General features: G+C 66.0%; 8 protein-coding genes and 1 pseudogene. 5 read left to right on the top strand and 4 right to left on the bottom strand.

Features of this window, described 5'->3' with window-relative positions; all coding sequences use genetic code 11:
* Window positions 1-717: Gfo/Idh/MocA family protein (locus VWZ85_RS01645; protein WP_416586768.1), on the top strand; the 717-nt coding region annotated here is incomplete at its 5' end.
* Between the two features lie 138 nt (window positions 718-855).
* On the opposite strand, the gene VWZ85_RS01640 is transcribed toward VWZ85_RS01645, so the two are convergent.
* Window positions 856-1,260, bottom strand: a complete 405-nt coding sequence (locus VWZ85_RS01640; protein ID WP_416535331.1) for a c-type cytochrome — start codon at window positions 1,258-1,260, stop codon at window positions 856-858.
* Window positions 1,261-1,432: 172 nt separating this feature from the next.
* Here VWZ85_RS01640 and VWZ85_RS01635 point away from each other — a divergent pair, with 172 nt between their 5' ends.
* The 4 genes and pseudogenes from VWZ85_RS01635 (at window position 1,433) to VWZ85_RS01620 (ending at window position 7,167) form a co-directional block, all read left to right on the top strand.
* Complete coding sequence (locus VWZ85_RS01635) at window positions 1,433-2,428, top strand: HlyD family secretion protein (RefSeq protein ID WP_416541864.1); 996 nt, start codon at window positions 1,433-1,435, stop codon at window positions 2,426-2,428.
* Window positions 2,425-5,115 (top strand): ribosome-associated ATPase/putative transporter RbbA, encoded by a 2,691-nt coding sequence (gene rbbA, locus VWZ85_RS01630; RefSeq protein WP_416586765.1) that lies wholly within the window; start codon window positions 2,425-2,427, stop codon window positions 5,113-5,115. Before VWZ85_RS01635 ends, rbbA begins: the two co-directional genes overlap by 4 nt.
* Window positions 5,116-5,223: 108 nt before the next feature.
* Window positions 5,224-6,240: pseudogene (locus tag VWZ85_RS01625) on the top strand (ABC transporter permease); the annotation flags it as partial.
* 120 nt (window positions 6,241-6,360) lie between these two features.
* Complete coding sequence (locus VWZ85_RS01620) at window positions 6,361-7,167, top strand: formate/nitrite transporter family protein (protein ID WP_416586762.1); 807 nt, start codon at window positions 6,361-6,363, stop codon at window positions 7,165-7,167.
* Between the two features lie 58 nt (window positions 7,168-7,225).
* Here VWZ85_RS01620 and VWZ85_RS01615 read toward each other — a convergent pair whose 3' ends face one another.
* The 3 genes from VWZ85_RS01615 to VWZ85_RS01605 form a co-directional block, all read right to left on the bottom strand.
* On the bottom strand, window positions 7,226-7,939 hold the full coding sequence (locus VWZ85_RS01615) for a VIT1/CCC1 transporter family protein (RefSeq protein WP_416537901.1): 714 nt from the start codon (window positions 7,937-7,939) through the stop codon (window positions 7,226-7,228).
* Window positions 7,940-7,983: 44 nt separating this feature from the next.
* The gene (locus VWZ85_RS01610; RefSeq protein ID WP_416586760.1) at window positions 7,984-10,593 is read right to left on the bottom strand and encodes a cation-translocating P-type ATPase; all 2,610 of its coding nucleotides are present in this window, start codon (window positions 10,591-10,593) and stop codon (window positions 7,984-7,986) included.
* A gap of 96 nt (window positions 10,594-10,689) precedes the next feature.
* Window positions 10,690-11,544 (bottom strand): delta-class carbonic anhydrase, encoded by an 855-nt coding sequence (locus VWZ85_RS01605; protein WP_416586758.1) that lies wholly within the window; start codon window positions 11,542-11,544, stop codon window positions 10,690-10,692.
* Window positions 11,545-11,547: the final 3 nt, after the last annotated feature.

Raw genomic sequence — 11,547 nt, 5'->3', positions numbered from 1 at the left:
CTGACCCATAATTATACCGGCTATCCGCTGCTGCGACAGGCCCGCGCCATGATCGCGCGCGGCGATCTTGGTCGGATCCGGCTGGTGCAAGCGGAATATGCCCAGGACTGGCTGACCGATCCGATTGAACAGGACGGCCACAAACAGGCCGCCTGGCGCACCGATCCCTCACAGTCCGGCGCAGGCGCCATTGGCGATATCGGCACCCATGCCTTTAACATTGCCTGCTTTGTCAGCGGTCTGACCCCGGAGGCGCTCTCGGCAGAGCTGCACAGCTTCGGGCCGGGACGCCGGGTCGATGACAACGCCCATATCCTGCTGCGCTACGACGGCGGCGCGCGTGGCATGATCTGGGCCAGCCAGATCGCCGTTGGCTGCGAAAACAGCCTGCGCCTGCGGATCTTCGGCGATAAGGGTGGTCTTGAATGGGGGCATGAGGACCCCAATCAGATGAGTTTCACCCGTTTTGGAGAACCAAAGCAGATCCTGACCCGTGGCGGGGCTGGCATCGGACCCGACTGGACCCGCGTTCCGCCCGGTCATCCAGAGGGGTATCTGGAAGGGTTTGCAACGCTTTACACCGATATAGCCGAGGTGATCGAAAGCCGCACCGACAATCCGATGCTGCCGGGTCTTCAGGCAGGGCTGGATGGGATGTGGTTCATCTCCGCAGCTCAGGCGTCCTCCGCCGACGGCGGCTCCTGGATCACCCGGTAATCCCAATCAGCGCGCCACCAATGCAATGCCCCCCGGCAGCGAACTTGCCGAGGCGGGGCGTTGCGCCTCCTGAGCCGCAGCATCAAAGCATATAATCTGTGTTATGTTGAAATTAGACACTGCCCGTCAGTCGGCTGCTCAGCGCTTGTCCTGCACCGTTTGCAGATAGGCAATCAGACTGCTGAGCGACCGGGGCACCATCATCGGCTGGCCGCTGGGCAGCGCAAGGGCGACATATTTGTCCTCGTCCAGCGTCGGGCCGAACATCGGCATATCGCCATGGGCGGCAATCGGTTGCCGTCCGTCGATCTGCCTGGCCACGGCTTCAACCGGAAAATCGCCGCCGTTTCGCGTGGCCAGCTGGGTCAGATCCGGCGGGCGCAGCGCCATCATCTCGGCCATGGGGCCAAGGCTGGCAGCATCCTTTCCGTGGCACTCCGCACAGAAATACAGAAACAAGTCCCGGCCCTCATCGCTGTCGGCCTCCTGTGCCCAGACCGGTCCTGCCGCAATCGCCAGTATCGCTGCGAGCCGCATCAGCATGGCTGTTCTCCTTTGTTTCAAACCTGCCGCGGCGCATGTCCCGGGTCTATCCGGTGGCCGCCGTCCGATCATAGCAGCATTCCCGCGCCGCCGGATTGACCCAGCGCAAGGTGGCCGGGGCTAAGATCATCTAGGCTCCGCAAAGGACGCAACGGGATCGGGGTGCTGTGCCATGACCAGAACAACGGGTGTTTTTCTGACTGCCGCCGCAGCGCTGCTGCTGGCGGCTGCGGCGTATCTGTTTGTTTCGGAAAACGGCGCAGAGCTGCCGGAGGGTTTCGTGCAGGGCAATGGCCGGATCGAGGCCGAACAGGTGGAGATTGCCCCGGCAAGGGCGGGTCGGGTGGCCAAGGTACTGACGGCTGAGGGCAGTCTGGTTGCGGCGGGCGATGTTCTGGTGGTGATGGACACCGATGAGCTGGCGGCGACGCATGACCGGGCCCGCGCCGAAGTCGCGCTGGCGCGCCAGACCAGGGCCGAGGCAGAGGCGCTGGTGGTGCAACGCCAGAGCGAGCACCGCCGCGCCGAGCATGAGCTGGAGCGCGCCACCGCGCTCTTGGCCGGGCGCAATATCTCCGAAACCCTCCATGAGGAGCGCGACACCATCCATTCGGTGGCCGAGGCGGTGCTGGGCGCGGCAGAGGCGCGGGTCGCCACCGCCGAGGCCGGGATCGCGGCGGCAGAGGCCGAGGTCCGCCGGATCGCCGCCCAGATCGAGGACAGCACGCTGATCGCGCCGATGCCGGGCCGGGTGCTTTACCGGCTGGCGGAACCGGGCGAGGTGGTTGGCGCCGGCGGGCCGATCCTGACGCTTCTCAGTCTGGAAAACATCTATATGGAAGTGTTCTTGCCCGCCCGCGAGGCCGGGCTTCTGCCGATCGGAGCCGAGGCCCGCATCGTGCTGGACGCCCTGCCCGATTACGCCATTCCCGCCACCGTCACCTTTGTCTCGCCAGAGGCGCAGTTCACCCCAAAACAGGTCGAGACCCTCAGCGAGCGGGAGCAGCTGGTGTTCCGCGTCCGCGTCCGCATCCCGCAGGATCTGGTGGCAGCGCGGATCGAACATGTGAAAACCGGCCTGCGCGGCATCGCCGTGATCCGGCTCGACCCCGCGATGGAATGGCCCGAAGCGCTGGACCGGCGCATCCCGGCTGAGCTGTTCGAATGATCTCCGCCGCAGGCACCCCCGGCATCCGCATCGCCAAGGTCTCTCATCGCTACCGCAGGCATATCGCGCTGGATGACATCACCTTGGATCTGCCGCCCGGTCAGCTGGTGGGCTTCATCGGGCCGGATGGCGTCGGAAAATCCACCCTTCTGGGCCTGATCACCGGTGCCAAGAAATTGCAGGCCGGGTCGATAGACGTGCTGGGCGGCCCGATCGCTGATGCCGCCCACCGGCGCCGCATCTGCTCGGCCATTGCCTTCATGCCGCAGGGGCTGGGTCGCAATCTGTACCCCGAACTCTCCGTGCGCGAAAACCTCGAATTTTTCTCACGCCTGTTCGGGCAGCGGGCGGCAGAGCGGGAGGCGAGGATTGCATCGCTGCTGTCTGCGACCGGGCTCGCACCCTTTGCAGACCGGCTGATGGGCAAGCTGTCGGGCGGTATGAAGCAGAAGCTGGGCCTCTGCTGCGCCCTGATCCATGACCCGAAACTCTTGGTGCTCGATGAACCGACCACCGGCGTTGATCCCTTGTCGCGCCGCCAGTTCTGGGCGCTGATCGGTGCCATCCGGGACACCAGCCCCGGCCTCACCGTGCTGGTGTCCACCGCCTATATGGAGGAGGCGCAGAGCTTTGACTGGATTGTCGCCATGGATGCAGGCCGCGTGCTGTTCCAGGGCTCGCCGGATAAGCTGAAGGGCCGGACCGGTGATCTGGAAACCGCCTACCGCCAGCTGCGGGCAAAGGGCAGCCCGCCGCCGGTTCCACACCCAACACCAGCAGCACATAGCGGCGAGCCGGTGATTACCGCGCGCGGTCTCACCCGCCGCTTTGGCGATTTCGTGGCGGTGGACAGCGTCGATTTCAGCATAAGGCGCGGTGAGATCTTCGGCTTTCTCGGCTCCAACGGTTGCGGCAAGTCGACCACCATGAAGATGCTGACCGGCCTCCTGCCCATCAGCTCCGGCGCGGCGCAGCTGTTCGGCAGGCCGGTGGATGCCAGGAACCGCGCCATGCGCCGCGAGATCGGCTATATGAGCCAGGCGTTTTCGCTCTACGGCGAACTGACCGTCGAGCAGAACCTGCAACTTCACGCCCGCATCTTTGCAATTCCCGACCGCGCGGCCCGGATTGCGGAGCTGACGCAGCGCTTCGGCCTTGCGGCGCATCGTTCCTCCCTTGCTGCCGCCCTGCCGCTGGGCATCAAGCAGCGCCTGTCGCTGGCGGTTGCGGTGATCCACCGCCCACGCGTGCTGATCCTGGACGAGCCGACCTCCGGCGTCGATCCTGAGGCGCGCGACATGTTCTGGGCATTGCTGGTCGAGCTGTCGCGCAACGAGGGCGTGACCATTTTCGTCTCCACCCATTTCATGGGCGAGGCGGAACGCTGCGACCGGGTGTCCTTCATGCACGCGGGCAAGGTTCTGGCCGAGGGCACACCCAAGGCGCTGATGGCGGCGCAGGCTGCGGCCACCCTCGAGGAGGCATTCATCGCCATCCTGAAGGCCGCTGATCCGCCGCCCCCGGTCTCCGCTCCGCAAACAGCGGTTCAGACAACGGGCAGCGCCGCGGGCGGTCCCACCCGCGCGCTGGCCTATGCCCGACGCGAAACGGTTGAGGTACTGCGCGACCCGGTGCGCCTCGCCTTTGCCTTCCTTGGCTCGCTGATCCTGATGCTGGTGTTCTGCTTCGGCATTTCGCTCGACATAGATGAGCTGGACTATGCCGCGCTCGACCTGTCGCAAAGCCCCGAAAGCCGCGCCTATCTGGCGGAGATTTCCGGCTCCCGCTACTTCCGCCCCACCCCGCCGCTGTCCAGCGCTGCCGAGGGCCGCAGCCGGCTGGTCTCGGGCGAGGTCTCGCTGGTGATCGAACTGCCGCCTGACTTTGGCCGCAAGCTGCGCACAAATGAGCCGGCAGAGGTGCTGGCCATTGTCGATGGCGCCATCCCCTTCAAGGGAGAGACGGTGGAGGGCTACGCCGCCGGGCTGCACCAGTCCTTCCTCAGTGCACAGGCCGCCGCCAGCGGCACCCGCCAGCCCGAAATCGCCCGGATAGAGCCGCGATTCCGCTACAACCAGAGCTTTGAGAGCATCGCCGCAATGGCCCCGGCCATGCCCGCGATCCTGCTGATCATGCTGCCCGCCGTGCTGATGGCGGTCAGCGTCGCGCGGGAAAAGGAACTGGGCTCGATCACCAATTTCTACGTCACCCCGACCACCCGGTTTGAGTTCCTGATCGGCAAGCAGATCCCCTATATCGTGATTGCTTATCTGAACTTCCTGCTGCTGACGGCAATGACCATCGCGGTCTTCGGGGTGCCGCTCAAGGGCGATCCGCTGCCCTTGGCCCTTGGCGCGCTGCTCTATGTCTGGGCCGCCACCTCCTACGGGCTGCTGATCGCCACCATGACCTCCAGCCAGGTGGCGGCCACTTTTGCAACCACCATCGCCTCGGTGGTGCCGACGATCCAGTTCTCCGGCCTGTTGCAGCCGGTCTCGACGCTGGAGGGCGGCGCCCAGGTCATCGGCGCGCTGTGGCCGTCGTCTTATTTCCTGCACCTGAACGTCGGCGCCTTCACCAAGGGGCTGGGCTGGGAGGCGCTGCTGCCCGACATTCTGGCGCTGGCCTGCTTCGGTCCGGTGTTCACCCTGCTGGCCGCGCTGGCGCTCAGGGCGCAGGAGAAGTAGATGCAGCGCCTGTCCCGCATAGTCTGGCTCGGCCTCAAGGAGATGATGAGCCTGCGCCGCGACTGGGTGATGATGGCGCTCCTGGCCTGGTCCTTCACCCTGTCGCCGGTGATGGAGGCAACGGGCGTGGCAACCTCGGTCAACAACGCCTCCATCGCCTTTGCCGACGAGGACAACTCGCCCCTGTCCCGCACCCTGGCGGAGGCGTTCTTTCCGCCGGAATTTCAGCCGGTGGCGCAGATCGCCCCCGGCACCGGCGCGGCGCGGATGGATGCGGGCGATTTTCTGTTTGTGGTGGCGGTGCCGCCCGGCTTTGAGAAGGACCTGCGCGCCGCCCGGGTGCCGGAAATTCAGGTGCTGATCGACGCCACCGCGATGGAACAGGCGGGCATTGGCGTCCATTATATCACCAGTATTCTCAGCGCCGAGATCCGCCGCTTTGCCATCGGCGCCGATCTGGCCCAGCCGCAGCCCCTTGGCATCATCATCCGCAGCGCCTTCAACCCCAATCGCGACACCATGCGCTTTGCCGGCATCAACGCGCTGATCGGCCAGATCATGTGGCTGACCACGATCCTGACCGGCGCGGCGATGATCCGCGAACGCGAGCACGGCACCATTGAACACCTGCTGGCAATGCCGCTGTCGCCCTTTGACATCGCGGTGGCGAAGATCTGGGCCAACGCTGCCGTGGTGCTGGTTGCGGGGGCGCTGTCGCTGGGTTTTGTGATGCAGGGGGTGCTGGGCATCACCATTGCCGGGTCAAAGATTCTCTTCCTCTGCGGCACCGCGCTGTTTTTGTTCACCGCCACCGCGCTAGGGGTGTTTCTGGCCACGGTCGCGCGTTCGATGGCGCAGTTTGCGCTCTTGGTGATGCTCACGATCCTGCCGATGCTGATGCTGTCGGGCGGCGAAACCCCGGTGGAAAGCCAGCCGGACTGGTTGCAGGCCATCACCACCCTGCTGCCCTCGCGCCATTACATGGCCGCGAGCCAGGCCATCGTGTTCAAAGGCGCAGGGGTTGAAACCGTCTGGCCGGAGTTCCTGTGGATGGCGCTGCTGGGCGCCGCGGTGCTGGCCACCAGCCTGCTGCTGTTCCGCCGCTCGGTGGCGCAGGACCGATAGCGCGCCCGGTTGCCTGCCCGTTGCGCCACCTTGATCGGGATCATGGCAGCGGCCAGCGGGAATGATCTACTGGTGCGGCCGCTGCCCCGCCCATGCCCCCATAACTGCCGGAGCCGACAGATGACCAAAACGCCCACTTTTGACGCCTATAAACCCGCCGAAATCGCCGCATTGGTGGAAACAGCCGGCACCGCCAAGGCGCGGCTGCCGCTGCCCCAGATGTTCGTGCTGGCGATGCTGGCGGGCGCCTTTATCGGATTTGGGGCGGCGGCCTATACGATGACCCTCGCAGGTGCGGCCCCTGTGACCGGACCGCTCCGCGTGCTGGGTGGCGCGGTGTTCTCGCTTGGGCTGATCCTTGTGGTGATTGCCGGGGCGGAGCTGTTCACCGGCAACGTGCTGATGGTGATCGCCGCTGTGGACCGCAGGATCCCGCTGCGCCTGCTGTTGCGCAGCTGGGGTGTGGTCTATCTCGGCAATCTCGCGGGCGCAGCCGGGCTGGCGGCCGCCTTTGCCGTGACCGGGCTGCTGGATGGTGCGATGGGCACAACCGCCGTCGGCATCGCCGAGGCGAAGGCCGGGCTGACCCCGCTTGAGGCCCTTATGCGCGGCGCGCTGTGCAATGCGCTGGTCTGCCTAGCCGTCTGGCTGTCCTTTGCCGCCCGCACCGCTGCGGGCAAGGTTCTGGCCATCCTCTGGCCGATCACCGCCTTTGTGCTGCTGGGGCTCGAACACTCCATCGCCAATATGTATTTCTTCCCGCAAGGCTGGGCCGCAGGGGCCGATGTCCCGCTTGTCGCAGCGGCCGCCAACCTGCTTTGGGTCACGCTGGGCAATATCGTGGGCGGCGCGGGCGGCGTCGCTCTGGCCTATTGGTTCGCCTTCCTCGGGGGCACCACGCAGAAGCCACCCGTGCAAAGCCACTGAAGCCTCAGCACCCTGAAAGCCATAGCGCGCGGGGACGCCGCCGCCTCGTTGCAGCGGATCAGACCCGGAACAGGCTGCCTGCCAGATAGGCGACAGCAGCGGCGCAGGAACCGATTGCCAATGTCTCCAGCCCGGATTTCCACCAGGGCGCCAGCGACCAGACGCTCTTGCTGGCGCCAATGCCGAAAAACACCGCCCCGGTGGCCAGCGCGGCGGTCAGGAACGGATCGGGCAGCCCCAGAATGAACGGCAGAAGCGGCACGATGCCCGCCGCCATGAACGCCGCAAAAGTCGTCAGCGCCGCCGCCACCGGGTTGGGTTCTGCCGGCGCCAGCCCATATTCGCTGGTCAGCATCAGCGCGATCCATTTCTCCGGCTTGGCGGTCACCGATGCCACCGCGCCCTCCAGCACGTCGCCGCTCAGCCCCAGCTCCTGAAAGATCTGGCGCAGCTCCTCGCGCTCACCCTCCGGGTACTGGCGGATATGACGCTTTTCCACCTCGTAGAGACGCCGCCGGTCGTCCAGATCCGCCTTGGTCCCCAGATAATTGGCCGCAGCCATAGAAAACCCGTCCGCCAGTACGTTGGCAATGCCAAGGGCGATGATCACCGCAGGGGAAAACCCCGCGCCCTCGACCCCCGCAGCAATCGCAAAGGTGGTGACCGCGCCGTCAATGCCACCATAAACCGCATCCCTGAGCCGCCCGGTGCCATTGCTGCCAGCCAGCCGCTGCGCGATGTCGTCCTTGCTGTGACCGTGATCCTTCTCCATGCCCGCAGGATGCCCCGGAGTGGCCCCCGCCGCCTTGACGGAGGTCAAGCTGCCGCCACTGCCCTCCGCTGGCGTTGACCACTGAGATAACGCAGGGTTTTCAGCCCCTCCGGCACCAGCAGGATGGGCAGCACCAGCAGCGCGATCAGCCCCCAGTGCTCCCCTTGCAGCGGCACCGTGTGCAGCATCACCTGCAAGGGCGGCCAGTAGACCGCCGCTACCTGCGCCCCGATGGTCACCACCAGCGCCGCCAGCAGCAGCGGATTGCTGAACACCCCGATCCGCCAGCACGGCAGATGCAGCGAACGGAAGGCAAAGACGCTCGCCTTCTCAAAAACCACCATGGCGGTAAAGGCGGCGGTGCGGGCCAGATCCTCGTTACCGTCCAAAAGATGCAGGAACAGCCACAGGCTGGCCAGCCCGGTATAAAGCCCCAGCGCCAGAATGCTCAGCAGCCCGGCCTTGCCCAGGATCGGCGTGTCTTTCTGGCGCGGCGGATGCTCCATCTGGTCCGGCTCGCCCTTCTCCAGCCCCAGCGCCACCGCCGTCACCCCGTCGGTCACAAGGTTCATCCACAGGATCTGCGTCGCCAGAAAGATCAGCGGCCCGCCAATCAGGATATTGATCAACAGCGCAATCACCTCGCCCGCGTTGGAGGACAAGAGGTAGCGCACGAATTTGCGCACATTTGCGAACTGCCGCCGCCCCTCGCCGATGGCCCGCACGATGGTGGCGAAATTGTCATCGAGCAGCACCAGGTCAGAGGCATCCTTGGCCACATCCGTGCCCCGCACCCCCATTGAAACCCCGATGTCGGCCTGCTTCAGGGCCGGCGCGTCGTTCACCCCGTCGCCGGTCATCGCCACGATCTGATGCTGTCCCTGCAAAGCCGAGACGATCCGCATCTTGTGGGCGGGCCTTGTGCGGGCAAACAGCACATCCTGCTGGAGGATCCGGTCCAGCTCCGCGTCTTCCAGCGCCTCCAGCGCATCGCCGGTCAGGGTCTTTCCGGCAGGCAGCCCCAGCTGGGCCGCAATCGCCTTGGCAGTCAGCGGGCTGTCGCCAGTGATCATGATCACCCGGATACCCGCCGCCCGCGCCGCGCCGATGGCGTCCCGCACTTCGGGCCGCGGCGGATCAATCAGCCCCGCCAGCCCGAGGAAGGTCATGTTCTCCTCGCGGATTTCTCCGCCCTGCGCCGCCCCGGCTGCCAGGCCGATCACCCGCAGCCCTTCTGCCGCCATTGCCTCATAGGCGTCGGTGATGGCGGCCGCCTCCCCTGCGCCCAGCTTCCGCGGGCCATCCTGCGTCAAAACTTCTGTGCAGAGGCCCAGAACCTGCTCCGGCGCGCCCTTGGTCAGGACCCTGCCGCTGCGCGCCAGCACGCTCATCCGCTTGCGCTCGCTGCTGAAGGGGATCTCCGCCAGCACCGTGTCCGGCGGCGGCAGCTCTGCCCAGCCCTTGTAGCCGAGGGTCACCAGCGCGCCCTCGGTCGGGGCGCCGGTCATCTGCCAATGATCCCCCTCGCGGTGCAGGCTGGCATGGGTGCAGGTCAGCCCCGCCGCCAGCAGCTCTGCCAGCACCGCATCCTCCCGCGCGCCGGTGACCGTGCCGCCATGGGCAATATGACCTGCCGGATCATAGCCGGTGCCGGTCACCTGATAGCTGCGGTCCAGCGTCCAGACCCGGGTCACGGTCATCTTGTTTTCCGTCAGGGTGCCGGTCTTGTCGGTGCAGATGACCGAGGCCGCGCCCAGCGTTTCCACCGCCTGCAACCGCCGCGCCAAAGCTTTCTGCCGCACCATCGCCGCCGCCCCCAGCGCCAGGGTGATGGTGACCACCGCGGGCAGGCCTTCGGGCACCATCGCCACCGACAGCGACAGGCCGGTCATGAACATCTCCGCCGCGTCCCGCCCCATATAAAGCCCCAGCGCCAGAATAGCGGCGGAAACACCCAGCGCCGCAAACCCCAGCTGCTGCGCCAGACGGCCCAGCTGCACCTGCAGGTTTGTCTTCTTCAGCCCCACCGATCCGGTCAGCGATGCGATCTCGCCAAAGGCGGTGCGCGCGCCGGTCGCGGTGACCAACGCCAGCGCGCGGCCCGCCGCCACAACCGTTCCGGCAAACACCTCTGCCGTCTCTGTGCCGGGCGCCTTGTCCACCGGAACCGATTCCCCGGTCAGCGCGCTCTCATCCAACGATAGTCCGGCAGCTTCGTGCAGGCGCGCATCGGCAGGCACCCGGGCGCCGGCCTCCAGAATGATCAGATCGCCCGGCACCAGCTCGCGCGCCCCGATCACCTGCTCGCGCCCATCACGCACCACCAGCGCCTGCGGCGACAGCAGGCTGCGCAGGCTTTCCAGCGCGGTTTCCGCCCGCCATTCCTGCACAAAGCCCAAGATCCCGTTCAGCCCGATCACCAGCCCGATCGCCAGCGTGTCGGCATATTCGCCAAGGGCAAAGGCGATGATCCCGGCGGCAATCAGGATCAGCACCAGGAAATTGCTGAACTGGCGCAGGAACACCCGCAAAGGCCCGGTGCGTTTGCCCTGCGGCAGCTCATTCCATCCGTATTGACGCCGCGCCGCCTCCGCCTGCTGCCGCGTCAGCCCGCCGAGCCGCCCGCCACCGTTGTCCTGAACCGGGTGTTCCATCCGCTCTGCCCTCCGCAGCCGCCACAGGCTGCTGTGCCCCAGCCTGCCGCACTCCGCACCCTTCGGGCAACTGCTGTGGTGCCGCAGGTCCAGCTCCTAGCGGGACATCGGCGACAGCAGATCGGGATTGACCACGAGGGTGCGCACGCCATGGGCATGATCTTCGTCAAAGGCATTGTCGCCCAACCATGCCTCCACCGAGGCAATGCTCACCTTGGCCACCTTGGGGCGAACGCTCCAGGTGACCTGCACGGGAGAGCCGGTCTCATTATAGGCCGGACCGGTCGTCGATCCGGTATATTGCACCGGCTTACCCATATCCTGCGGAATATGGAGCGCCTGATGATAGCCATCGACAAACTCATGTTTGGTCAGCCTCACGAAATCCAGCGCGGCAGGATCATTGACCAGCACCATCACCTGAGTTTCGACCCGCAGCTGCGGGTTCAGCGTGGCGACATCCAGACAGGATCCCAGCGTCGGCCCCGGTCCCACCTGCGCCGTGCTGTAGACATAATGCACCTCGATCGTGTCACCGGGCGCCAGTGCGCCATGGTCGGTGCTGCCAACCGGACGGGCATAGGGGGCCACCTCGGCCGCTGTCAGCTCGCCTGAATAAAGATACCCGGTGCCATAGCCCTGACCATCGCCATGTCCGGCATATTTGGTGAATTCACCACCCTTGTGCTCTGCGCTTTCATGGAAATGGATGTTGCAGAGGTTCATCCGGCTGGCGGGTGGCGCAAATGCAAAATCGCGCTTGTTTGATCCCACCGCCGAGCTGAGATCACGCGGCGACTGCGGGCCAAATCCCTGATCCGCAACCGCCTCTGCCAGCGCCCGCCGCTGCGCGTCGATCACGCTGGCACCGACCTGATCCGCCGCATGGGCCAGTGTCGCGACAGTCAGCGCTGCCCCGGCGGCGGCCGCCAGTACTCTCTGAATGGTCATCCC

It is taken from the genome of Phaeobacter sp. JH20_29 (genome assembly GCF_048056175.1).
In the GTDB taxonomy this organism is placed as follows: domain Bacteria; phylum Pseudomonadota; class Alphaproteobacteria; order Rhodobacterales; family Rhodobacteraceae; genus Phaeobacter; species Phaeobacter bryozoorum.
This window is presented reverse-complemented; position numbering and strand designations above follow the sequence as displayed.

Excerpts from the sequence above, each read along its gene's own strand:
- VWZ85_RS01610 (WP_416586760.1), bottom strand. The coding sequence starts at position 10,593 with ATGGAACACCCGGTTCAGGACAACGGTGGCGGGCGGCTCGGCGGGCTG.
- VWZ85_RS01615 (WP_416537901.1), bottom strand. The coding sequence starts at position 7,939 with ATGGAGAAGGATCACGGTCACAGCAAGGACGACATCGCGCAGCGGCTG.
- VWZ85_RS01635 (WP_416541864.1), top strand. The coding sequence starts at position 1,433 with ATGACCAGAACAACGGGTGTTTTTCTGACTGCCGCCGCAGCGCTGCTG.
- VWZ85_RS01620 (WP_416586762.1), top strand. The coding sequence starts at position 6,361 with ATGACCAAAACGCCCACTTTTGACGCCTATAAACCCGCCGAAATCGCC.
- rbbA (WP_416586765.1), top strand. The coding sequence starts at position 2,425 with ATGATCTCCGCCGCAGGCACCCCCGGCATCCGCATCGCCAAGGTCTCT.
- VWZ85_RS01605 (WP_416586758.1), bottom strand. The coding sequence starts at position 11,544 with ATGACCATTCAGAGAGTACTGGCGGCCGCCGCCGGGGCAGCGCTGACT.
- VWZ85_RS01640 (WP_416535331.1), bottom strand. The coding sequence starts at position 1,260 with ATGCTGATGCGGCTCGCAGCGATACTGGCGATTGCGGCAGGACCGGTC.